The organism is Psychrobacter coccoides, from assembly GCF_017498085.1.
Taxonomy (GTDB): domain Bacteria; phylum Pseudomonadota; class Gammaproteobacteria; order Pseudomonadales; family Moraxellaceae; genus Psychrobacter; species Psychrobacter coccoides.
In genome coordinates this window covers 1-23,862 of the sequence record NZ_JAGBKM010000006.1, presented here as the reverse complement: position 1 = coordinate 23,862, position 23,862 = coordinate 1, and the positions used below count along the sequence as shown (strand labels likewise).

General features: G+C 45.3%; 25 protein-coding genes. 21 read left to right on the top strand and 4 right to left on the bottom strand.

Annotated features, from left to right (window positions below; translation table 11 throughout):
- Positions 1 to 64 precede the first annotated feature (64 nt).
- The gene (torA, locus tag J3492_RS04795; protein ID WP_243453110.1) at positions 65 to 2,605 is read left to right on the top strand and encodes a trimethylamine-N-oxide reductase TorA; all 2,541 of its coding nucleotides are present in this window, start codon (positions 65 to 67) and stop codon (positions 2,603 to 2,605) included.
- A gap of 218 nt (positions 2,606 to 2,823) precedes the next feature.
- Positions 2,824 to 3,504 (top strand): molecular chaperone TorD, encoded by a 681-nt coding sequence (torD, locus tag J3492_RS04790; RefSeq protein WP_207990455.1) that lies wholly within the window; start codon positions 2,824 to 2,826, stop codon positions 3,502 to 3,504.
- Positions 3,505 to 3,542: 38 nt separating this feature from the next.
- On the opposite strand, the gene J3492_RS04785 is transcribed toward torD, so the two are convergent.
- The gene (locus J3492_RS04785) at positions 3,543 to 3,956 is read right to left on the bottom strand and encodes a hypothetical protein (RefSeq protein ID WP_207990454.1); all 414 of its coding nucleotides are present in this window, start codon (positions 3,954 to 3,956) and stop codon (positions 3,543 to 3,545) included.
- A gap of 296 nt (positions 3,957 to 4,252) precedes the next feature.
- Here J3492_RS04785 and J3492_RS04780 point away from each other — a divergent pair, with 296 nt between their 5' ends.
- The 13 genes from J3492_RS04780 (at position 4,253) to J3492_RS04720 (ending at position 14,315) form a co-directional block, all read left to right on the top strand.
- Complete coding sequence (locus J3492_RS04780; RefSeq protein WP_207990452.1) at positions 4,253 to 5,542, top strand: molybdopterin molybdotransferase MoeA; 1,290 nt, start codon at positions 4,253 to 4,255, stop codon at positions 5,540 to 5,542.
- Between the two features lie 255 nt (positions 5,543 to 5,797).
- The gene (gene moaA, locus J3492_RS04775) at positions 5,798 to 6,859 is read left to right on the top strand and encodes a GTP 3',8-cyclase MoaA (RefSeq protein WP_424108383.1); all 1,062 of its coding nucleotides are present in this window, start codon (positions 5,798 to 5,800) and stop codon (positions 6,857 to 6,859) included.
- A 58-nt stretch (positions 6,860 to 6,917) separates the two neighbouring features.
- Positions 6,918 to 7,448, top strand: a complete 531-nt coding sequence (gene moaB / locus J3492_RS04770) for a molybdenum cofactor biosynthesis protein B (RefSeq protein WP_207990448.1) — start codon at positions 6,918 to 6,920, stop codon at positions 7,446 to 7,448.
- Between the two features lie 6 nt (positions 7,449 to 7,454).
- Positions 7,455 to 8,201, top strand: a complete 747-nt coding sequence (gene mobA / locus J3492_RS04765; RefSeq protein WP_207990446.1) for a molybdenum cofactor guanylyltransferase — start codon at positions 7,455 to 7,457, stop codon at positions 8,199 to 8,201.
- 40 nt (positions 8,202 to 8,241) lie between these two features.
- Positions 8,242 to 8,763, top strand: coding sequence for a cyclic pyranopterin monophosphate synthase MoaC (moaC, locus tag J3492_RS04760; RefSeq protein WP_207990444.1), 522 nt, complete (start codon positions 8,242 to 8,244; stop codon positions 8,761 to 8,763).
- A 92-nt stretch (positions 8,764 to 8,855) separates the two neighbouring features.
- Positions 8,856 to 9,137 carry a MoaD/ThiS family protein gene (locus J3492_RS04755; RefSeq protein WP_207990441.1) on the top strand — a complete coding sequence of 94 codons (282 nt, stop codon included), beginning with the start codon at positions 8,856 to 8,858 and terminating at the stop codon, positions 9,135 to 9,137.
- Between the two features lie 62 nt (positions 9,138 to 9,199).
- The gene (locus J3492_RS04750) at positions 9,200 to 9,664 is read left to right on the top strand and encodes a molybdenum cofactor biosynthesis protein MoaE (RefSeq protein WP_424108384.1); all 465 of its coding nucleotides are present in this window, start codon (positions 9,200 to 9,202) and stop codon (positions 9,662 to 9,664) included.
- 49 nt (positions 9,665 to 9,713) lie between these two features.
- Positions 9,714 to 10,499: a molybdate ABC transporter substrate-binding protein gene (gene modA / locus J3492_RS04745; protein ID WP_243453109.1), complete on the top strand. Its 786-nt coding sequence runs from the start codon at positions 9,714 to 9,716 to the stop codon at positions 10,497 to 10,499.
- Between the two features lie 45 nt (positions 10,500 to 10,544).
- On the top strand, positions 10,545 to 11,243 hold the full coding sequence (gene modB, locus J3492_RS04740) for a molybdate ABC transporter permease subunit (protein WP_207990436.1): 699 nt from the start codon (positions 10,545 to 10,547) through the stop codon (positions 11,241 to 11,243).
- A gap of 461 nt (positions 11,244 to 11,704) precedes the next feature.
- The gene (locus tag J3492_RS04735; RefSeq protein ID WP_207990434.1) at positions 11,705 to 12,568 is read left to right on the top strand and encodes a universal stress protein; all 864 of its coding nucleotides are present in this window, start codon (positions 11,705 to 11,707) and stop codon (positions 12,566 to 12,568) included.
- 113 nt (positions 12,569 to 12,681) lie between these two features.
- Complete coding sequence (locus J3492_RS04730) at positions 12,682 to 13,221, top strand: DUF924 family protein (protein ID WP_207990432.1); 540 nt, start codon at positions 12,682 to 12,684, stop codon at positions 13,219 to 13,221.
- Positions 13,222 to 13,430: 209 nt separating this feature from the next.
- A complete protein-coding gene (locus J3492_RS04725; protein WP_207990430.1) occupies positions 13,431 to 13,967 on the top strand; it encodes a cytochrome b in 537 nt (178 codons plus the stop codon).
- A gap of 57 nt (positions 13,968 to 14,024) precedes the next feature.
- Positions 14,025 to 14,315: a DUF4031 domain-containing protein gene (locus J3492_RS04720; protein WP_207990428.1), complete on the top strand. Its 291-nt coding sequence runs from the start codon at positions 14,025 to 14,027 to the stop codon at positions 14,313 to 14,315.
- A gap of 120 nt (positions 14,316 to 14,435) precedes the next feature.
- On the opposite strand, the gene J3492_RS04715 is transcribed toward J3492_RS04720, so the two are convergent.
- Complete coding sequence (locus tag J3492_RS04715) at positions 14,436 to 14,951, bottom strand: DUF302 domain-containing protein (protein WP_207990426.1); 516 nt, start codon at positions 14,949 to 14,951, stop codon at positions 14,436 to 14,438.
- A 411-nt stretch (positions 14,952 to 15,362) separates the two neighbouring features.
- On the opposite strand from J3492_RS04715, the gene J3492_RS04710 reads away from it, so the two are divergent.
- The 5 genes from J3492_RS04710 (at position 15,363) to J3492_RS04690 (ending at position 20,509) form a co-directional block, all read left to right on the top strand.
- Positions 15,363 to 17,153: a potassium/proton antiporter gene (locus tag J3492_RS04710; protein ID WP_207990424.1), complete on the top strand. Its 1,791-nt coding sequence runs from the start codon at positions 15,363 to 15,365 to the stop codon at positions 17,151 to 17,153.
- 397 nt (positions 17,154 to 17,550) lie between these two features.
- Positions 17,551 to 17,934 (top strand): rhodanese-like domain-containing protein, encoded by a 384-nt coding sequence (locus tag J3492_RS04705; RefSeq protein ID WP_207990422.1) that lies wholly within the window; start codon positions 17,551 to 17,553, stop codon positions 17,932 to 17,934.
- A gap of 83 nt (positions 17,935 to 18,017) precedes the next feature.
- On the top strand, positions 18,018 to 19,394 hold the full coding sequence (locus tag J3492_RS04700; protein ID WP_243453108.1) for an NAD(P)/FAD-dependent oxidoreductase: 1,377 nt from the start codon (positions 18,018 to 18,020) through the stop codon (positions 19,392 to 19,394).
- A gap of 115 nt (positions 19,395 to 19,509) precedes the next feature.
- Positions 19,510 to 19,857 carry a hypothetical protein gene (locus J3492_RS04695; RefSeq protein WP_207990420.1) on the top strand — a complete coding sequence of 116 codons (348 nt, stop codon included), beginning with the start codon at positions 19,510 to 19,512 and terminating at the stop codon, positions 19,855 to 19,857.
- A gap of 103 nt (positions 19,858 to 19,960) precedes the next feature.
- A complete protein-coding gene (locus J3492_RS04690) occupies positions 19,961 to 20,509 on the top strand; it encodes a Spy/CpxP family protein refolding chaperone (RefSeq protein WP_207990418.1) in 549 nt (182 codons plus the stop codon).
- Positions 20,510 to 20,589: 80 nt separating this feature from the next.
- Here the strand turns inward: J3492_RS04690 and J3492_RS04685 are convergent, their stop codons facing one another.
- Entirely contained in the window at positions 20,590 to 21,468 is an 879-nt protein-coding gene (locus J3492_RS04685; protein WP_207990416.1) for a LysR family transcriptional regulator, read from the bottom strand.
- 214 nt (positions 21,469 to 21,682) lie between these two features.
- On the opposite strand from J3492_RS04685, the gene J3492_RS04680 reads away from it, so the two are divergent.
- A complete protein-coding gene (locus J3492_RS04680) occupies positions 21,683 to 22,807 on the top strand; it encodes an S-(hydroxymethyl)glutathione dehydrogenase/class III alcohol dehydrogenase (protein WP_243453107.1) in 1,125 nt (374 codons plus the stop codon).
- Between the two features lie 185 nt (positions 22,808 to 22,992).
- Here J3492_RS04680 and J3492_RS04675 read toward each other — a convergent pair whose 3' ends face one another.
- Complete coding sequence (locus J3492_RS04675; protein ID WP_207990414.1) at positions 22,993 to 23,661, bottom strand: class I SAM-dependent methyltransferase; 669 nt, start codon at positions 23,659 to 23,661, stop codon at positions 22,993 to 22,995.
- Between the last annotated feature and the right edge of the window lie 201 nt (positions 23,662 to 23,862).

The following is a 23,862-nucleotide window of genomic DNA, read 5'->3' as shown; positions in this document are numbered from 1 at the left end:
TTGAACCAGCTTGGCCTGACTAACAAAAGCATATTGCAAAGCGTCACCTTGTAATGGAGATAGTATGATGAAAAAGATGAATCGCAGAGGGTTTCTAAAATCATTAGCAGCCTTGTCAGGAACGGCGCTATTGCCAATGCCTCTACTGGCAAAAGACAGCATCGTAACCAGTGTTGTTACTCGACCAAATGGTGAAAAAGTCGATATCAGCAATTGGAAGATGTCAGGTGCGCATTGGGGTGCGTTTCGTGCCAAGGTTGAAGCAAACAGGGTGACTGAGATTCTACCTTTTGAGTTTGATCAACACCCTACCGATATATTAGATGGTACTTTAGGTGTTATCTATAGTCCGTCAAGAGTGCGCTATCCTATGATTCGTCTTGATTGGTACAAAAACCATCATAAGAGCGATACCAGTCAACGTGGTGATAATCGCTTCGTACGGGTGGGCTGGGATGAAGCTTTAGATCTGCTTTATCAAGAGCTTGAGCGTGTACAAAGAAACCATGGGCCTTGGGCACTACATACGGCAAACGTCGGGTGGCGCTCTGTCGGTAACGTCCACAGCTGCGGTAACCATATGTTACGTGCTATTGCTATGCATGGTAATAGTGTGGGCACAGCAGGAGATTACTCAACCGGTGCCGGTCAGGTGATCTTACCTTATATCTTAGGGTCAACAGAGGTGTATTCACAAGGCACGTCATGGCCGCTGATTTTGGATAATTCAAAGGTGATTATCTTTTGGGCCAATGACCCTGTCAAAAACTTACAAGTAGGCTGGAATACTGAAACGCATGAAGCTTATGAATACCTAGAAAAACTGCGTGATAAGGTCAGAGACAAAGACATACAAGTGATCTGTATAGATCCGGTCAAAAGCAAAACTCAAAACTACCTAGAGTGTGACCATCAGTTTATCAACCCTCTGACTGATGTTGCCTTTATGCTGGCGATTGCTCATACCCTGTACACCGAAGACCTTTATGATAAAGAGTTCTTGGACATGTACGCTTTGGGCTTTGATGAATTTACCCCTTATTTGATGGGTAAAACCGAAGACATGGTAGAAAAAACACCTGAGTGGGCGGCACCAATTTGTGGTATCGATGCCGATCGTATCCGTGAGCTGGCCCGCTTGATGGCGAACAATCGTACGCAGCTGGTATTTGGTTGGGCGATTCAGCGTCAGCAGCACGGCGAGCAGCCTTATTGGATGGGGGCTATTATCGCTTCTATGCTCGGTCAAATCGGTCTGCCTGGAGGCGGCATCAGCTATTCGCATCACTATAGCTCGGTGGGCGTGCCTGCTTCTGGTGCTTCTATGCCAGGGGCGTTCCCGTTGAACCTAGATACGGGACGTAAGCCAAAGTATGATAACAGCGACTATCAAGGCTATAGCTCGGTGATACCAGTGGCTCGTTTTGTAGACTGTCTATTAGAGCCGGGAAAAAAGATTAACTTCAATGGGCAAGAAGTGACGCTGCCACCATTTAAGATGGCTGTATTTTCAGGCAGTAACCAATGGCATCGCCATCAAGACCGCAACCGAATGAAAAAAGCTTATCGCAATATCGAGACTGTGGTGTCGGTGGACTATAACTGGACAGCGACTTGTCGTTTTGCCGATATTGTACTGCCAGCCTGTACACCTTATGAGCGTAATGATCTTGATGCCTATGGCTCGTACAGCAACCGTGGTGTGATTGCGATGCACAAACTGGTGGACCCACTTTACCAGTCAAAATCAGACTTTGATATTTGGCGAGAATTTAGCCGACGGATGAACCGCCATTTGGAATATAGTCGTCAGATGGATGAGATGCAGTGGGTCGAGCAGATCTACGAGGACTGCCGTGCAGAAAACCTCAAAAAAGATTTTTATATGCCACCATTTGCTGAGTTTTGGCAAAAAGGCTATGTGTTATTCCCAGAAGGCGATAATTGGGTGCGCCACGCAGACTTCCGTGAAGACCCTGAGGTCAATGCCTTAGGCACGCCTTCAGGCTTTATCGAAATCAGCAGCCGTAAGATTGCAAGCTATGGTTATGAAGATTGTAAAGGCCACCCGATTTGGATGGAGAAAATTGAGCGCTCTCATGGTGGTCCTGGTTCAGACAAGTATCCGCTATGGTTACAATCTGTGCATCCAGACACCCGTTTGCATTCACAAACCTGTGAGTCTGAAGCACGCCGTGAGGTATATACGGTGCAAGGCCGTGAGCCTTGTTATATAGGCCCTGAGGATGCGAAGGCTCGAGGTATCAAAGATGGCGACTTGGTACGGGTTTATAATGACCGTGGTCAACTGCTTGCAGGTGCCGTGATTTCAGACAACTTCCCACCAGGCGTTATTCGTATTCAAGAGGGGGCGTGGTACGGCCCAACAGGACCTGAAATTGGCGCAATCGATACGTATGGTGACCCCAATACGGTATCACTGGATGTCGGTACGTCGAGCCTCGCACAGGGTCCAAGTGCTAATACCTGTATCGTAGAGATTGAGAAGTTTACCGGTAAAGCGCCAGCAGTCACAGCCTTTGGCGGTCCTAAGTATGTCAATCCAGATGGTAGTCCTGAAACTGCAGAAAGCTACTCATCATAGCTATACTTAGTCGGTAAACGGCTGATTAGATAAGCAGTCAAACACCTAGCTAAGGTATAAAACAGGCCTTTGTAACTCACATTCATTATCTTGATTGATTCATAATGGGTGTGATTTATAAAGGCTTTATTTTATACGACACAGCAGTATTGTAACGATTATATGATTTTACTTTTCACACGACTCAACCCCTAAACTAAGTACTCATTGGATATAACATGACCACATCGACAGATACATCTACCGACACCATAGAACAGTGGCAAGCGGCTAATAGCGCTCGCTCGGCACTATATCGCTGGTTTGCCGATGTTTTTGCCCGTGAGCTCACCAGTGCCACACTAGACGACTGGCAAAACAACCAAGGCTTTACAAGTATTCACGATGTTTTTGTGAGCTTGGACCTTGAGCCGTACAGTGCACGTCTCAAAGCTGCTATTGGCGATCTTGAGCAGATACCCAAGCCTTATAGAGCGCTTGAACTTGCCGCTGATTTTGCGCAGGTTTTTTTATTAAGTGGTGACGACAGTGCGCCACCTTATGCGTCCTATTATTTGAGTGCTGATAAGCAGCTTTATGGTGAGCCTACCCAGCAAATGCAGCAGTTTTTGAGCAGTCATCAATTAAAGCTACATGCTGATTTTCGTGAGCCTGACGACCATATCAGTGTCTACTTTATGGTTATGAGCCTGTGGATAGACAGTAGCATGGCGCAAGACACTGATATGAGTGACGTTGCCCAACAGCAAAGCGAGTTTTTGGATAAAGCCCTATTAAGTTGGTTGCCTAAATTTAGTGAGCGTTGTCAAAACATCCGTGTAAAAACCGATGTTTATCCCGCTTTAGTGGCACTAGTAGAGCAGTTTGTCTTGGCAGATAGAGACGCATTAGATTTTTAGGCGAGTCTATGGTGCTTAAAGCCCCATATAAACAGACCCTAATAAGTCGAGTCGGCTTCATTAGCAGTATCGTTTGTGGCGTCAATATCGTCTGCGGTCGTACTGTCTAGACGGGTAGGCGCTGTGTTCTCGCTCATGCTCTCTGCAGTGGTAGCGACAGCGCCTGTATTCTCTGGCTCATCTTGGCTGGGCGTTATAGGACTGTTTTCACGATCCATGATCATTGGGGCGTTAGAGGCAGCCACTTCAGCGGCAGCTTCTTCTTCTGAAGTTTGAAAGTCAAACTCATGCACCGAGCTCTCTTGTGCTTCTTGTGTACAAGCCCCTAAGCTTAATGCTGCTGCGACTACAAAGATGCCCAAGGATTTTTTGTCTTTGGGCTGAGTATTAGATAGGGTAGTGAGTGCAGTATCGACAGTAGCGGCAAGGTTTTTTATCGTGAGCTTAGCCATACAAATCTCCATCATTGATCAAATGTTTAAATTGAAGACACGCCCTAGCATTAATCATTATTGAGAGTGTGTATATCGTAGTTCTGTTAAATATAGGTGGTGATGTGAAATAAAGAGCACGCTTGCCCAAACTGGCCTATAGTCAGACAGTTGCTATAATAAGATCAATACAACCTCAAACTGTGTTTTAGCACTATAATCTATCAAGCATTTACAAAGTATTCTCGGTCATTATCATGGTCGAAGCATCAAACAAACGCCCTAATAAAAACCGCTAACAAAAAGAGTATGACACTATGATTACTGTTGAGCAGCTCAAAGACGCTATCCGCCAGCGTATCGATAGTTTTAATCAAACAGACTTTCCTCTGGCTAAGAGAAACCATAGAGACTGTGCATTGCTGAGTAGCAAGGGGCACATACTGGCAAAAGATATTTTGTCACCCTTTGATGTGCCCAGAAGTGATCTGTCAGCGATGGACGGCTATGCCATCGCTCAAGATAGCGAGCTGTCCGCTGGCAGTCAGGTTGTTATCGTTGGTGAATCGCAAGCGGGCAGCCCTTATACCGGTGAGATAGTTGCTGGGCAGGGGGTGCGCATCTTTACAGGTGCGGTCGTGCCGGACAGCTGTGATACGGTTATCATGCAAGAAAACACTGATTTTAGCAGCATCAAAGACAGCATCGATAAGTCACAGCCCTATCATATAACCTTGACTCAAGATGCGAATATCGATAGCAACATTCGTAAACAAGGTGAGGAGATTGAATCGGGGGAAGTGGTGATAAAGGCTGGCAAGCGTCTAAATCCTGCCGATATTAGCTTAATTGCTAATCTAGGTATCGATACCGTCGCCGTCTATCAGCCGCTGACGGTCGGGGTGCTGGCGACAGGTGATGAGCTGGTTGCTTTGGGAGCGCCACTGGAAAGCTCGGCACAAATTTATAACTCTAATACACCAACGCTTAAGACCTTATTGGCAGACTTACCAGTGGCGATTAAGGACTATGGCATCATCCCTGATGATTTAGAGGAGACCAGCAATACGGTAGATAAGGCGATGCAAGAGTGCGATGTGCTTATCTCGACAGCGGGCGTGTCTGTAGGCGATTATGACTTTTTGACCACTGTGATTGAGCAGCTGGGTCAAATCAATCACTATAAGGTCGCTATGAAACCTGGCAAGCCCTTCGTATTTGGGGAGTTAAATAAGTCACTAGACAAACCCGTGCTTTATTTTGGCCTTCCGGGCAACCCTTTGTCCACCATAGTGGGCACCTTGCAATTTGTGATTCCCGCTCTATGGCAACTATCAGGCATACGCTCTGATGAGATGCCAATGATGCTCAGCATGCAGGCGACGCTGACAAACAATATCAAAAAATCAGTAGGGCGCATGGACTTTCAGCGCGGTATCTTAACGCAAGATCATACAGGACAGCGACAAGTCGAGAGCTTTGCCAAACAGCAGTCGCACCGTATCAAGCAGTTTAGCCAAGCCAACTGCCTGATTGTGCTAGCAAAAGACGAAGGCAACTTAGAGGCAGGTGCTCAGGTACAGGTTCAGCCTTTTCCTTGGTCTTAGAGCCTGTTGATATGCCAGCTACTACTAAGGTGGTAGTTGGTTACCTATGGGGTGCATAGGCTTTCATTATAAAGATGCTATACTAGTTAAAGTAATCATTTAAAGTAACCATTTAAAGTAACAATGCGTATCAGCAGCAATCCATATCGACATTTTTCATTCATAACCTGAGGCAACGCTTAGAGCACACACTATATTAAACATTAACGGTAATTATCTATGACCCATCTTGCCCCAACTATAGGGAATGCATCTGTGTATTCACCCCTTGTATCTGACGGGTACGAATCTACTGCACCTCCTACCTCACAAGTGGCTCTTTTTAACCCCACAACACCGACACAGCCATTGACGGACGGTTTCTCTCGGCGTCTGACGTATCTGCGTTTATCAATCACAGATTTTTGTAACTTTCGTTGTGAGTATTGTCTGCCCAATGGCTATCAAGGCAAGCGTCCTGATGATGAGCTGAGTGTGCCTGAGATTGCCACCTTGATACGTGGGTTTGCGCAAGTGGGTACAAAAAAAGTCAGGATTACAGGCGGTGAGCCCTCCATTCGCCGTGATGTGGTAGAGATTATTGACACCATCAAGCAGACTCCTGGTATCGAGACAGTCGCCATGACCAGTAATGGCTATAAGCTTGGTAAGCATCTCGCCAGCTGGCAGGCTGCGGGGTTAAATCAGTTAAATATCAGTATAGATAGTTTTGATGCCGATATCTTTCACAAGATGACTGGATTTAATACGTTGCCACAGTTGCTGGCAGATATGGATACGTTATTAGACACTACGGATATTAAGCTGAAGATAAATAGTGTACTCATGGCAGAAACTGCCTTTGAAAACCTGATCAGCGCCATCGACTATGTCAAAGACAGACCCGTGACTTATCGTTTTATCGAATTTATGCAAACCAGCGACAACAGCGACCTATTTTTTGCGCAGCATGCGCAGTCTGACATTATTGTCGACTATCTGTTGGCACACGGTTGGCAGCCGCATGTACGTGGTAGTACAGATGGTCCAGCGATAGAGTATAGTCATCCAGATCATATGGGCCGCATTGGTATGATTGCGCCTTATGCTGCTCACTTTTGTGACAGTTGTAATCGCTTGCGGGTGAGCAGTCAAGGCAAAGTGCATTTGTGTCTGTTTGATCAAGGCAATTACGATATTCGTCAGTATCTACAGCATGACGATGTGCCAGGATTGGTAGATACTCTACATAGCTTTATGCCGATCAAACCTGAACACCATCATTTGCATGAGTCCAATAGCGGTATTATGCATAACCTATCGATTATCGGTGGTTAGACGGTTTGATTTTTTAATGACCTCTATATGTGTTTGTTATCTTTATTAAGGATTCTCTATGAGTAAGCCCGCTGCAACATTTATTCCTCTTAACATTGCTGTCTTAACGGTCTCTGACAGCCGCACATTGGCAGAAGATACGTCAGGGCAGTATTTGGCAGACAGTCTGATAGAAGCCGGTCATCATTTGGCGGATCGTCAGCTGATTACCGATGATATTTATCAAATACGAGCGGTGATCAGTCGCTGGATCGCTGATCCTGACGTGCACGCTGTGGTGACGACAGGGGGTACTGGTTTTTATATCAGAGACAGTATGCCAGAGGCGGTCAGTGTGTTGTTTGATAAGTCTATAGATGGCTTTGGTGAGATGTTTCGCTTGGTGTCAAAAGATGATATTGGAATGTCAACCATCCAGTCACGGGCGATTGCAGGTATGGCAAATGGTACTGGTATATTTTGTTTGCCGGGCTCATCGGGTGCGTGCCGTACTGGTTGGGAGGATATCTTAAAAGAGCAGTTTGATAACCGGACACGCCCGTGTAACTTTGTGCCCCACTTTATGCGTACCAATCCAAGTCATGATTAGTACGCCATGACTGATACGGTAAAACATCTCAGAAATTTAGCAGGGGTAGTGATCTTGGCGGGTGGCGCATCCAGACGTATGGGCACGCCTAAGGCTAGATTGATGCTACCGTCCGGTGAGTCATTGCTAGATTACCATGTGCGGCATGCACTTTCGTTAAGCGCAGATCATGTCAGTATGCCAGTGATGATTGCTGATAATGGACGTGGCTTTACGGTAGACCCAAACACAAGGGCCAATCATCCACAAGCATCAGTTCATCATATTGCTGATTATGTCGCCTATGGTAGAGATAGACAAGATGATGGCCAACAGACAGAGACAGGCGGCGCTTTGGTCGCTATTTTATCGGCACTGCAAACGCTCAATCTATGTAAAAGCAAAGCCAATGCGACTGCGTCATGGCTACTGGTCATCAGCTGTGATAGTTTGATACCGGCTACAGACTTGTGGCAAAAACTGCAAAGCTCGATAACTGAGTTGTCTCAACGCCAGTCTTCTAAAAGCTCATCCTTTGACAAAAAGGTGATCTGCTTAGCGGATGAGCAGCATTTATATCCCTTGTTAGGGCTTTATCAGATCAGCATCGAACCTGATTTGAAGGCTTATATCGATAGTGGTGAGCGGCGAGTGATGCCATTTATTACGCCGATCGTGCAGCCGATATCTTTGATAAAAAACTGGCAATATTTGACCAATTTTAATACGCCTGAAGAGTTTAAGCGTGCCTATACCGCTTTAACTGATTTATAAATTGATTGATCGATAAGTGAATAGTAAAGAGAGTATATAAATGAGTGCTAATGCTCCACAAGATGGCCAAGCGGCTACCCCGATATCTGCCTTGTCGCACTTAGACAGTAAAGGCGACATTACTATGGTCGATGTCAGTGCGAAGACGCCGACGACCCGTGAAGCGAGCGCACAGGGGCAGGTATGTTTCCCTAGAGAGGTCTATCGCCAGATCAAAGCCGCTGATGGTATGACCAAAAAAGGCAGTATCACCCAGACGGCACATATTGCAGGTATCATGGCTGCCAAGCGAACCCAAGACCTTATCCCGCTGTGTCATCCATTGCCATTGGATAAGATAGGATTGAGTTTTGAGTACGATGATGCGCTCAATAGCATCGTGGTCAGCGGCACGGTAAAAGTCACCCATAAGACAGGGGTGGAGATGGAAGCCTTAACGGCAGTCAGTGTTGCTTGTTTAACTATCTATGACATGACCAAGGCCATCTCTCATGATATCGTCATCGATAATGTACGCCTGATCACAAAAACAGGTGGCAAGTCAGATTATAGTCAGACTTAAACGAGTAGATATGTGTGGACTACCAGTAGTATTGTGCAAGCTGTTATGTAATAAAGCTGATACTGGACAGTTTGATAAGAATGGAGAATATGATGAGTACTTTAGCAGTAGCAACCCCTACCGAAGCGGTGATGAACATCAATGTTCTATACTTTGCCAGCTTAGCAGACGAGGCCAATTGCCAACAAGAAACCGTCAGCGTGCCACAGTCGACTTCATTGACTGAGCTATACGAACAGCTGAGTCAAAAACATCGCTTTAGTCGTCCACAAGCAGAGCTGCGAGTGGCAGTAAATGATTATTTCGCCAATTGGACAGATCAGATTCATGATGGCGATAGTGTGGTGTTTATCACCCCAGTTGCTGGTGGTTAGATAAGGGTTTATAAGATAACAGATAGAGATAAGACATGACAGATAATGTACATGGTCATTCGATGACCATCAAACGATCCGTCGATGAGGTATATGCCATCGCTGAGCGTGATGGCTTTGCCTTATTAGACATTGCGATCGATGAAGAGCGCCTAAAGCGTACTCTCGACGACGATGGTTGTGGTGCTTTTGCTTGCTTTGAGGGTCGGGTACGCAATCACAATAACGCCACTAGCGTTGAGCGTCTGACCTATTATGGCTATGAAGATTTGGCAATCAATCAAGGCCGTGCCATCATTGATGAGGCCAAGCAGCGATTTGAGATTACCAATGCCATTGCTATTCACCGTATCGGGGCACTTGATATCGGTGATGTGGCGGTATGGGTCGGGGTGGTCTCTGCCCATCGTTATCCTGCTTTTGATGCCTGTCGCTGGATACTCGACACCATCAAGGCAGATATCCCTGTCTGGAAGCAAGAGTATTATGAGGATGATTCCTCTAAATGGCTGAGCAATAATGGGTAGATTAATCACATGTGTACTTGTCAGCTCATGCCTAGCATTGAGCGCTTGTATGTCGGAGTCTGTTTCAGAATCTGCATCCGCCACCACTGCAGCTGAGCAAACCCAAACACTACGTATCGCAGCGGCGGCAAACTTGTCCGATGTGCTGCCTGCTATTGTCGAAGGCTATAAGACAGATAAAGACTTACCTAACCAAGATATCGAGATTACCTTTGCTTCTTCTGGCAAATTATATGCCCAGATCATAGCAGGTGCACCCTACGATATATTCTTATCGGCCAATCAGGATTTTCCAGCCAAGTTGGCGGATGATGGTGCTCAAAGTAAACAAGCACACAAGCCTTTTACCTATGCACAAGGCCAGCTGGCGTTATACAGTACCACTCAGTCTTTGGCCACGCAAAGTTATGAGACAGTGGCGGAAGCACTCAATAGCGCTCTTGATAGCAAAATCACCATTGCCAATCCTGAACTTGCCCCTTACGGCGCCTCGGCAAAGTCTTATCTACAGTCGATAAGCATGTCACAACCACAAAGCCTCTATGACGCCTTGGAGCAACAGCAGCGCTTGATACAAGCAGAAAACATCGGCCAAGCCTTTCAGTACGCCCATACGGGTAGTGTGGATTATGGTTTTGTGGCGCAGTCACAGATCACAGCCATCAAGGCTGCACCTAGACAGTTTATAACCTTAGCACCTGGGTCTTATCCTGCTATTTTGCAAGATGGTATCATCGTCAGTGAGTCGTCTACGGCTGCAGAGTTTGTTGACTATCTGCGTTCAGATGTAGGACAGCAGTATTTTTTACAAGCAGGCTATCTAAACACTCAATAGTTGCATTGCATACTCGGTCCTTAGGAATACAAGCGCCATGACATTATGATAACCCTATCCCTTATGTCAGATATGCTCACTCCGTTCTTAGTCAGTATCAAGCTGGCGACGGTCACTACTTTATGCCTATTATTCTTTGCCACGCCTGTGGCTTATTGGCTCGCCAAACCCAGTCGCACGCAAGTCATATCTCGTCTTAAAGTCTTGCTTATGGGTGTTATCGCCATGCCGCTGGTATTACCGCCTACTGTCATTGGGTTTTATTTGCTGCTGCTGCTGAGCCCTAGCGTCGGTATCGGCAGGTGGCTTAGCGAACATGGCATAAGCCCCTTGGTTTTTACTTTTGAAGGCCTTGTGATTGGTTCTATCATCTATTCCCTGCCGTTTTATATTCAGCCTGCCTATGCCCAGTTTTTGCGTATCCCACAAAGCGTGATGGAGGCGGCGTACTTGTTAGAGCCCAATCGCCTCAGACGTTTTATGAGAGTTGCTTTGCCGCAAGCTCGCATCGGCATTATTTTAGGTGGTTTGGTTAGCTTCGCTCATACTATCGGTGAGTTTGGTGTGGTGCTGATGATAGGAGGCAGCATCTCGGGCGAGACTAAGGTGGTATCGATTGCAATCTATGAGCAGGTCGAGGCACTCAATTATGACGCTGCCCATATGATGTCTGCTGTTCTGATCATTGTGGGCATGATCATGGTGGCTTTGATTGCCAGCGTTAATAGACTGCATCAAAAGTAGCGATCGACCACTTGCAGCAGCCCTGACTTCTCTTGCCTGCCGCTCGTGGCTGCGAAAAATTAAAGTCAGCAGCGCTGTCATCATTCTAACGTGTGTTAATAAAAGATAGAGCTTAAAAGCGATTATTAAAGGTGGATATCAAATCTTTATTGAGCGACTCATGGCCCTATATCTTGAAATGGTTAACAAATGTTAGAAGTGCTATGCTAGGGCGTGTCTTCAATTCAAATGATGATATCTAAATGGGCTAAAAATGGCTAAATTTTGTCATACTGCGTCAAATAACTGATTAATATCCCGATATTATCTGCGTTATTTTCCTTGTCTGACAGCAATTTATCTCATTTTTATGACCATTTTTAAAATGAAGACACGCCCTAGAGAGTATGTATCAGTTGCAAGAGATATCGATATAGATGGACAGCCCCATCTCTTTAATCATCAAAAAATAAGGAAAGGTTATGACAATAGAACAGCACATTTTAGCCTGTATCGATGGCTCGACAGTGACTGAGCCGGTTTGTGATTATGCAGCATGGTATGCCAGTAGACTGGGGGTGTCAGTTGGATTATTACATGTCAGTGATGTCCCTGTGTCGACCCGACGCGACTTGTCAGGCGCGATAGGAGTTGATAGCCGTCAGTTTTTGTTAGAAGAGCTGTCACAGCTTGATGAGCAGCGTGCTAAAGTGGTCAACAACTATAGTAATGCGCTAATACAAGATGCAAAAAGCTATTTGCAAGGTAGCTTTGCAGATATAAAAATCAATACCTATCAGCGCCGAGGCAAGCTACTCCCTGCTATCGAGCACTTTAAGACACAAAACCGGGCCATCGTTATGGGTCGGCGTGGCGAAGATCATAGAAACAGTCGTATCAATATTGGTAGTCAAATCGAAACGGTGGCACGTGCCTCTAGTGTGCCTGTCTTGATTTGCTCAGAGCCGTATCAAGTACCCAAGTCATATATGGTGGCTTTTGATGGCAGTAAAACAGCGATTAAAGCCACTCAAATGGTGGCAAAAAGTGAGCTGTTAAAAGGGCTACAAGGTCATGTGGTGATGGTAGGTAATAATAGCGAGTCTGCCAAACAAAGTCTGACTGCAGCCACCGAACACATCGCCTCATCTGGGTTTTCAGTAAAAGCGCATCATCTGCCTGAGCTGGATGCGGTTGATGGGCTATTGAGGTTTCAATTAGAAAATGACGTCGACGTCATGGTAGTCGGTGCTTATGGACACTCTAAATTACAGCGATTCTTCCTTGGCAGTACCACGACAGAGATTATCGCCAGTACACTGTCACCAGTGATATTAGTGCGTTAAGGCTGATCCAAACGGTAGATGTTATTTGTATCAATAGATCCATAAAAGAGATATAAGTTAAAACCTTATATCTTTTTTTAAAGTTGTTTTGAGAGCGTTTAAGGGAGGTACTCATGTTTAAGCAAATATTGGATTTTTGTTTTCATGAAGCGGGCAGTCAAAAATTCTTTGAGAAGGATGCAGATTTCGATCAGCTGCTTATAGAGCGTTTTAGTGACGTGCTGCGCCAAACTGCTGCGGCAGAGTTCTATACTTGGCGTACCAGTGCTGAAGGGCGCTTAGCGGAGATCATTGTATTGGACCAGTTTTCACGCAATATTTATCGTGATACTGCAGCGGCTTTTGCGCAAGATGCGATGGCATTGGCACTCGCTCAAGAGGCGGTGGCAAGCGGTATATTAGAAGGATTTGAGACTTTAGAAAAACGTAAATTTATTCTGATGCCTTATATGCATAGCGAATCAAAGGTCATCCATCAGCAAGCTGAGCAGCTCTTTAAACAGTACACTGATGAAGAAACCTATGGTTTTGAGATCAGACACAAGGTGATTATTGATCGCTTTGGGCGCTATCCTCATCGTAATGAAGTCTTGGGCCGTACTTCTACCGAGGCGGAAATAGCGTTCTTAAAACAGCCGGGTTCATCATTTTGAGGTCTAATGTCATTGCTCTGGCTTATATCATTCAAGTACAGTCAGCAGCGTGGTACGTGAAGTATTCTGACAAGCTATTTGGGTAACAAGTTTTTTATTAAAAGGATTTTTTATTAACAAAGCCTAGACACTGTGTAGCCATGCTAATTTATGATGAGATTTGGTATTATAGTCGCTCTTAGATGGCTGTTATTTATAAAAGGTGATGTATGAACAAGGTTCAACCAAGTGTGACTCAAGTCAATAAGTGGTCTGTGATGAGTCGAGTGTTTCATTGGATTAGCGCTCTGTTGTTGCTCGTAACTTGGGCTATGATTTTATTGTATGGCAATACTGATGACTCTTCGTACGTCAATTTGCATAAAGCCTTTGGTGTCAGCTTGTTGTTTTGGATGCTTGCTCGGGTGATCCATCGAGTCTTCACCAAGGCGCCGCCCGCCGCCGTAATGCCTAAATGGCAGCTGATCATATCAAAATTAACGCATTTCGCTCTGTATGCATTATTGATCGCTATGCCAATAGCAGGCGTGTTGATGTCGGTATATGGGGGCCGTGCGGTTGATGTGTTTGGCCTGTTTCAAATCCCAGTATTTGTCGATATAGATCGTAGTGCGGCACGTTTTTATAATGATTTGCATACCGATATTATTTGGCCGATGATTATTGTCTTTACGGTCGCTCATATCGGTGCGGCATTGTTTCATCAGTTTGTTCAAAAAGATAAATTAATCAACCGCATGTTGTAGATATTAATGGCCTTATATTAGGTTTTTTAATTTAGAGTGATTCAAAGGTTTGGTGATATGGCGGTATATGTGGACTTTGTATGTATAGAGTTCAAAGGGTATAAGTGGTGTCATATGTTGGCTGACACTCTGCAAGAGCTGCATGAGTTTGCTGAACTTATTAATGTGGACAAGCGTCTGTTTCATCGCAATGCCAGTTATCCTCATTATGACATCACGACTGAGATGCGCCTTATTGCTATTGAGTATGGGGCCATGCAAGCGGATAGAAAAAAGATCATCGAATGCGCAAAGAAGTTAAAGGTAGAGTTAAATCATCAGAGGGTTATCTCTGGCCACCGTGAGTAACTTTTAAATTGGACCTACTATATATAATGAAATCTAATGCAGGTAAGGTGGGTTGTATTTTACCAAGCCACCTTTTTACCAAGCCACCTTATTGATGTGTTTTCTGCTTCTGTTCCATGTCTATTTGGCAGTGGCTGCCTGACTGATGCCATTTAGCGCTTTCGAGATATTATCGATGGCTGTGTCACAACCTTGAATGTTATGACGTGTTTTTAGGTAGTCAGGGTTGTTGTAGGACAGCCAAACCTTGTCATCTGCATCTTCACTGATCAGAATTTTTTGTGGTAGGTCGATGGCGACACTTTGCTCGCATTGCATCAAGGGCGTGCCTGCTTTAGGATTGCCAAATATAATGACCTGTGTTGGTCGCAACTCTAGATTCACACCTGCCGCATTTTTTTGATGATCTACCCTAGCAAAGACGGTCATGCCTTTGCTTTCTAAGATAGACGCCAGTTTATCGGCCGTCTCTTTGACGGAATGATTGCTCTGTAGAGTGACCAAGCCTTTTTTAGCATTGACAGTAGTGGCAGTCTCTTTTGAGGTGTTGCTGTCAGGCGAGTTCAAGATACTCTCGACACTGGCGCAAGAAGACACAGCCACTGCCAAAGCTGCGATGGAGAGTGCTTTAATCATAGTCGTCCCTGTTTATTGTTGTTAAAAGTGATGGTACTAGACCCTCATTGTGCGTAATAAAGAGGGTTATTGCAATGTAACCGCTGTTTTTTATGTACTGAGCACAATATTGGTCTTAATGAGCATTCATTAGTGGCCAATTTATGATATAAAATACAGTCTGCTTGCTATGTTTTTATGCTTACCTCAGGTGACTTAACTTAGGCAGCTTTGATATATATGGTCGAAGGACTCTTAGACCGCTACGGTGTTACTCGCTCTAAATGCACCCAGTGTGCTATCTGCGGTCGGTTGACTTGTAACGGTTTTAAAACACTTTGACTATAGTTTATTGATACAAAAGGGCTAGAACCTGCAGGAGGGTAAAGCCAATATTCTCGTAATACTTATTAAAAATAGGGCTTAAAATAGATGGATACCTTAAATATCCTATATCTGGTAGGGGCATTGTTAATATTTGCCAGCATTATGGCAAGTACGCTGTCGGCTCGTTTGGGTATTCCCTTACTCTTGCTGTTTTTGGCCGTGGGCGTGCTGGCGGGTGAGCAGGGCATCTTAGGTATTGAGTTTTCCCAATATAATATCGCCAACTTCGTCGGACAGGCAGCTTTAGCCTGTATCTTGTTAGACGGTGGATTGCGTACCTCTTTTAAGTCTTTTCGAGTAGGTTTAAAGCCTGCGATTACCTTAGCCACGTGGGGAGTGCTGGCCACTGTCATGGTGCTAGGGGTGTTCGTGACGTGGCTGCTGGGTGTGGATTGGCGCGTTGGTATGCTCATGGCTGCGATCGTAGGCTCCACCGATGCGGCAGCGGTTTTCTCTTTATTACGTAATGGTGGTGTCAAGCTAAATGACCGTGTACAGGCCACATTAGAGCTGGAGTCTGGAGCCAACGATCCTTTGGCTATTTTATTGGTGACTGGCCTAATTGCACTCAATGTTGACCCTGCAGGGCAAACAGCACTTGCGTTTTTAGGACTGCTATTACAGCAGCTGGGCGTAGGCTTAGGCATGGGGCTGCTCTTTGGTTATCTGCTTTCAAGGCTACTGCCGAAGGTACACTTGGCAGAGGGCATGTATGCTATTTTGATATTGTCTGCTGGTTTGTCTGTGTTTGCGGCAACCAACTTGCTTGGCGGCAGTGGGTTTTTGGCGGTTTATCTGGCGGGGGTCTTGATTGGCAACTACAAGGTACGCTCGACCGAGCATGTGATGCGGGTGATGGATAGCTTTGCATGGCTATCACAGGCAGTGCTTTTCGTAGTGCTAGGGCTGCTTGTGACGCCCTCTAACGTCATCAATGTCTGGCATTACTCAGTCGCAATTGCGGCCTTTATGATTTTAATTGCTAGGCCTGTTGCCGTTTACACCAGTGTCAAACCCTTTAAGTTTAAAGACAGAGAAATTGGCTTTATCTCTTGGGTCGGGCTTCGCGGGGCCGTGCCAATTACCCTTGCGATATTACCCATCATGGCAGGGATAGACGAGGCGTTTTTGCTGTTTGATATTGCCTTTGGGGTCGTTGTTCTGTCTTTGATTTTGCAAGGTATGACCATTCCTATCATGGCCAATACATTTAAAGTGCGTATCCCCAGTAATAAAGATCCAAAAGAAGAACATGAAGTCTGGGTATCAGATAAAGCCAGTATTACTCTGTATGAGTTTGAAGTGCAGTCAGGAGCATTTGCCATCGGTCGCCATCCTATGGGTATCTCAAGACGCATCAGTCCTGATGAGATCAGTGTTTTTGCTTTGGTACGTGGACAAAAAATCGTCGTGGTAGATGAAGACACCAAACTTAAGTTTGGCGATAGTGTGTGGTATGCGCTAAGCGGCAATCATGCCAGCAAAATTGCCAAGATTTTTAATGACACCACCTTAGATCGCAAGGCTATCGATGATTTTTATGGAGATTGGCTGCTGTCCCCTAGTGTCAAACTTGGAGATTTGCCGTTTTTTACGGGTGTGATGACCTCTGAATCGCTGGTAGAAAAGCTAAAAAGCAAGCCTGAAAATCCCTCAAAAAGCATGTGGCAGCAAACAGTCGCTGAATTTATCAAAAGCAGTTTGGGGACTGCGCCAGTCTCTGGAGATACTGTCGCTATCAATGATGAGTGGTCACTTGTGGTCAAGGAAGTCGATGATAACGGCAAGCTTAGAACAATAGGCTTAAAGCAGCAAGAGGTGGCAGAAGTCATATAAGCTTATTCGTACTGTGGTTGTCGCTGATATGAGCCGATCTTTCTGTCATCGCTTTTTTCTTAATCATTCTGCAAACCTACCTGATAGGACGCTCAGTCATTTGTTATATCAGTCCTGATATATGACCCTCTCAATTCTAAAATGCTAACACATCGTTGCTACTGATACTGATTTATAAGGTACTGCTTATTTATCAGCAAGATACGGTGTGACTTTTTGGTGTGATATAAAAAATAATATCCGTATAGAAGATAACTGGTAGACATATTATATAAAATGGCATATTATTTTAATGATATATGACTGTTTTGTTACTTTTTATGAGTCGATATAAGTCCAAATCGTTATATCGGCTGTTGAGTCATATGATGAAACAACCATACCTTGAGGAATAAAGATGAAAACTGCCCATGATTTAGTTAGTGCGGCCAAAAATCAAATCACTGAAGTCGCTGTGGCTGAAGCCCAAGATGCTTGCGACCAAGCTGATATTGTCATCGATGTACGGGAGCCTGCTGAATACGCTGCTGGGCATATCGCAGGAGCAATATCCATACCACGTGGCGTATTAGAGTTCAAAGTAAATGATCTACCTGCCAATAAAGGGGCAGATACAAACCTCTTGGTATATTGTAAAACCAGTGGCCGTGCAGCGTTGGCCGCACAGTCACTAGAAGCGCTGGGTTATAAGCAAGTGGTCTCGATTGCAGGCGGTTTTGAGGCGTGGGTTGAAGCGGGCAAGCCAACTGTCAGGCCACATGAAGGTGTTGATTTTGGTTAGTGTTATTCGCTTGGGGTTAAGTGTTTTGAATAGGAATATGCTTTTTTGGGTGAAGACGAATGTAAGCAGCTAGGGACAGTACTATGAAAAGACTTTTTAATGATTTATCAAATACATCAAGCCAAGTGACCAGTCATGAGCTCAATTCTGAGTCAAGAAATGGTCTTAACCGTCGTCAATTCATCGGTGCTGGAGTAGCAAGCGGCGCAGTCGTGGGTAGTATGGCGATGACAGGGTGTTCACCCTTACCCATTCATCAAGACAGCCCCAGTATCGTCGTCGTAGGAGCAGGTGTCGCAGGGTTGGCAGTTGCCAATCGCTTGAGTCGGCAACTGCCCAATGCCAAGCTAACGCTGTTGGATAGCCGTAAAAATCATTATTATCAGCCTGGTTACACGCTGTTGGCGACTGGTGTGTGGAAGAGCGCTGACAAAGTCATCAACAGTAACGCTGACTTGCTACCTGCTGGCATCGACTGGGTACAAGAAAATGCCCGTGAATTCTTACCTGATAGCAATCAAGTCGTGACCGACAGTGGCAAAAACATTGATTATGACTATTTGGTGATAGCCACTGGCTTAAGACTTGGGTTTGAGGCCATTGAGGGACTGGATATCGCAGACTTAGGCTCTGATGGTATCGGTAGTGTGTATCCAAGTCCAGAAGTTGCCCTAAAGACATGGCAGCAGATGGATGAGTTCCGCCAAACAGGTGGGCGGGCGCTGATGACTCTTGCACATACTGATATGAAGTGTGCTGGTGCGCCACTAAAAATGACCTTTATGCTGCATGACAGGCTTACGCAAGCGGGTACACGTCAAGACAGTGATGTGCAGTTTTTTAGTCCTCATGGCACAGTGTTTAGTGTGCCACTGGTTAATGAAAACGTATTGTCACGCTGGGCATCATATGATCCACCAATCGGCACCAATTTTCATCAGCGTTTAACCGCCATTGATAAAGGTGCTAAAGCGGCTTATTTCACTGATGAAGCTGGCAACCAGACTCGCCAAGATTATGACTTTATTCATGTCGTACCGCCCATGTTTGCAGTAGATAGCGTGCTCAATAGTGCACTTGCCAATGACAAAGGCTGGCTGGATGTCGATAAATATACGCTACAACACAAGATTTATGACAATGTCTTTGGTGCTGGCGATATCAATGGCACCCCAAAAGGAAAAACCGCCGCAACGGTCAAACTCTCCGCACCGATAGTGGTGACCAACCTCATCGATGTCATACAGGGTAAGGCGCCCAGTCAAAAGTTTGATGGTTATACCTCTTGTCCAATGCTGGTAGAGGAAGGTAAAGCGATGCTGGTTGAGTTTGATTATGAAAACAATCTGACCCCTAGCGTCCCTTTGATTGACCCTTTAAAAGAGAGTTACTTTGCTTGGTTCTTGGAAGAGATGATGCTAAAGCCTGCCTATATGGCGGTTGCCAAAGGTCGTGTCTGACCTTTTATAAAGAGTCAGTAGCACATAGCGGTATGATTAATGGCATCGCTTCATGAATATATGAACGACTACACAAGCCAGAGCCACATAAACTAGAAACTTCAAAGGATTGACCATGTTACTTTTAAATCAAGCGTTCATGATGTTATGGGAAGCCATACTAGAAAACGCTACCTTGGTAATAGCATTGGTACTGATATTACTGGTCGCGTGGGGGTATTGGGTTGCAATCGGTAGAAGTAAGCAACTTGCTTATCGTTTAGCCGCTATTTCAGCAGTCGTGGTTGCGATTATTGGGTTTTTTGCATTACCCGTATTTTTTAAAGCTGGCTTATCAGACATGAGCTACTGGGTAGACTGGGCGTTTCATCTGGCGACAGTGCTCGCATTGTTGGTATATGCTTACTTAGTACTGCTGCCATTGATGACAGGATTGGCGGGTTCGACTAAGTATCGGGCTTAGCGCAGAGACTGACATATCAGTGCTATCTATCATAGTTAGGCTAGCAGAATAATGCCTATGCATATCATGTTTCATTTTTTAATCAAATCATTAGGAGAGTAGGATGCAAGCTGTCAATAGATTGAAGTCGTTAAAAGCCCCAGTATTGTTAGCGGCAAGTAGCTTATTGCTAGGCGCATCATTGAGTGCGTGTCAGAGTACCATACCGACTTACAACACGGCACATATGCCAGCTTCGCCGCAATCTTCAGTAGACCTGTTGGCAGCGCCAGTTGCAGATACTGGGCTGAGTGTCGATGCCGATAGCAGCTTTCCTATTATAGAGCTAATGCCATTCATCGTCGGTCAAGCAGATGCACTGGCGTTAACGCCAGCACAAGCAAAAGTGTTTGCTGATTATCGTAAGATGGCTATGAAAAACCGTATGGCACTGCAGGCTAATGAAAAAGCCTTGCGTGGGCAGTTGCGCACAGCGATGATGACAGGTGCCGATGATGCAACGACGACGGCACTGATGCATCGTATCAGTGAAACTGAGATGGCGCATATGAATCTACGCCATGAATGTCTTAAAAACGTCCGCAACACCTTAACGCCTGAACAGTTTGCAACACTCATGCAAATGTATAAGCAGTCATTGCAGCGCTCTTAAGCGTTAATATGGTTAATACAGAATGGTTAATGAGCCAATGTCATAAGCTTGGCGTGGGTTTGGCTACTAAAGCCGCCACGCTAAACCAAACGCTCTGCCAAAAAATCTACCAGCAGGCGAATCCTTGGGGATAAATGACGGTTGTGTGGATAAACAGCCCAAATACTTTCCTCAGGCTCTCTGTAGTTATCCAGTACGCTGACCAGCGCCCCTGAGGCCAGATACTGCTGCACATAATAATCAGGCAGCTGCACGATACCCAAACCTTTTAATGCCGCATCGACTAGGCTGTGACCGCTGTTGTATTGTACAGTGCCAGACACTCGCATGTTTCGTTCTTTACCCGCTTTTTTATTGTTCTCTATAAAGTGCCAATAGTCACGAGTGCCAAGCAGACAGTTATGTTGACTCAGCTCGCTCAGAGAATGCGGCACGCCGTATTTTTGGAGATAAGCAGGCGCAGCACAGACGAAGTTGGTACGACGGCTGAGTTTTTTTGCCATCATCGTTGAGTCGCTTAATTTGCCAATGCGAATGGCCAAATCATAGCCACCATCAACCAAGTCAATTTTCTGATTACTCAAAAATGCCGTTACTTCGATATCAGGATATTGCACCATGAAGTCATTGACCAGTGGCAATAGTTGCTGTTCGCCATAAGTGACAGGGGCGGTCAGCTTAATCCTGCCTTGCGGTTTGGATTGCAGATTGCTCACGGCTTGCTCAGCGGCGTCTAAGCCATCAAGCACGCTGCGGCAGTGTTGATAAAACACCCGGCCTTCTTCTGTGAGTGATACTTTCCGAGTGGTGCGATACAGTAATTTGATATTGAGGCGCTGCTCTAATGCACTGATCTGCCGGCTGACCTGCGCCGTTGACACGCCCAACTCTTTTGCCGCACGAGTAAAGCTCTCGTACTCTGCCACATAAACAAACTCACTGATACCATCCCACCGCATGATTATTACCACTGTGTAAAAGATATTTGCAAATATAGCACATTGTTATCACAGCAGAAACAACTATAATGGTTGGTATAGAATGATACGTGTTATAGACTAGTGTAACGACCGCTTGCCTCCTACCCGTAAGCGCTATAAGCTAAAGAGGCTAACACGTAATCTGTCTAATCCGTATGACTAACGACACACTTATTAAAAAAGCGAGAATCTTATGTCAGATAACTTTATTAAATCCAAAGCCGCAGTAGCTTGGGGACCAAATGAGCCACTATCTATCGAAGAAGTAGATGTCATGTTGCCAAAAAAAGGCGAGGTGTTGGTAAAAATCGTTGCTAGTGGCGTTTGCCATACCGATGCTTTCACGCTATCTGGCGAAGACCCAGAAGGCGTGTTCCCAGCAATCATGGGTCACGAAGGTGGCGGTATCGTTGAGCAAGTCGGCGAAGGCGTGACCAGCGTAGAAGTCGGCGATCATGTCATTCCGTTATACACCGCAGAGTGCGGGGTATGTAAATTCTGTACTTCAGGTAAGACCAATCTATGCTCAGCTGTGCGTGAGACCCAAGGTAAAGGCTTAATGCCAGATGGTACTACACGCTTTTATAAAGACGGTGAGCCGATTTATCATTATATGGGCTGCTCGACGTTTTCTGAATATACGGTATTGCCAGAGATTTCATTGGCGAAAGTCAATAAAGAAGCGCCATTAGAAGAAGTCTGCTTGCTGGGCTGCGGCGTGACCACGGGTATGGGCGCAGTGATGAACACAGCCAAAGTCGAAGAGGGCGCAACGGTCGCTATCTTTGGTTTGGGTGGTATTGGACTGTCCGCAATTATCGGTGCGCAAATGGCCAAAGCCAGTCGCATCATTGGTATTGATATCAATGAGAGCAAGTTTGAGTTGGCCAAAAAACTGGGCGCAACCGACTGCATCAACCCAAAAGATTATGACAAGCCCATTCAAGAGGTTATCGTTGAATTAACCGATGGCGGCGTCGACTACTCATTTGAATGTATCGGTAATGTCGATGTGATGCGCTCAGCGCTCGAGTGCTGCCATAAAGGCTGGGGCGAGTCGGTTATTATCGGGGTCGCAGGCGCAGGCCAAGAAATCTCAACCCGTCCATTCCAGCTAGTGACAGGCCGTGTTTGGAAAGGTTCAGCATTTGGCGGTGTCAAAGGTCGCACCGAGCTGCCAGGTTACGTTGAGCGCTACCTAGCAGGTGAAATCCCCCTACAAGACTTCATCACCCATACCATGCCATTAGAAGACATCAATGAAGCGTTTGATCTGATGGAAAAAGGTGAGAGTATTCGTTCGGTGATTCATTTTTAAGCGTCGCTCTTGACGGTAGCAATGATAAAGCCAGCGCTACAAATTAATGTGCTCACATAGAAGTGATAAAAATGCCGCTCTTATATATAAGAGCGGCATTTTGTTATCAATTCAGAAGTATTGGTAGAAAACTATAGTAGTACCTTTGAACTAATAATCATCTTCTTTTCAAAGGACTATATGAGCTATTTACCAGACCTAGAAAACGTCAAAATATGCCCTTTAAAGGGCTGATCTAGATAACTGGTATCCTCAGGTTTGAGGTGTTGGCTGCTAAAGCCATACTCAATCATCTTTGTCGTTAGCTTATTTTTGCGTCCACGACCAGGGTCAACGATGATCACTTCACATTTGGGGTTGGCATGACGCTCAATAAATGCTGCCAATATATCGATATGCTGATCTTCATAAAGCAAGTCGCTACCAATAATCATATCAAAACGCCCAAGGCTGCTGTTATCTTCGCTCCAGTCTAAGCGCTCAAAGTTAATTTCTTTATTATTATTGAGGGTGGTATTGCGATCCAAAAAATACTCGACCGTTGGGTGATAATCCGTCGCCGTGATATCTGCATGGCGATGGTTGAGTAGTAAGCTGGATAATGCCATGCCGCAGCCAACCTCTAGGATACGCTTGCCCGCAATATCGTAGTCGAGCATGTGATTGGCCAGTACCAAGCTGGATGGCCAGATCACACCGAACATCGGCCAAGAAGCCGAGCAAATGCCCAAGTTTAGCGCCTCATCATTTGGGTCACTGTATTGTTGATTGTCACGTAGGGTACAAATATGAATGTCTGTATTGCCAATTTCAATCGTTTGATAACGCACGCGCACAGAAGTAAGCGAAGTCATAAACCATCCTAAAAAATAAGCAAAAGTGCAAGGTTTGGCAAAATTGCCATTATCAAGAGTTAGAGAACAGATAGGTTAAAAGTCTATATAAAAAGGTGAGATGGGCCTAGGGCGTGTCCTCAATCTGAACGATTGCATCTAAATGGACTAAAAATGGCTAAATTTTGCCAAACGGCGTCAAATAACTGGCTAGTATCCCGA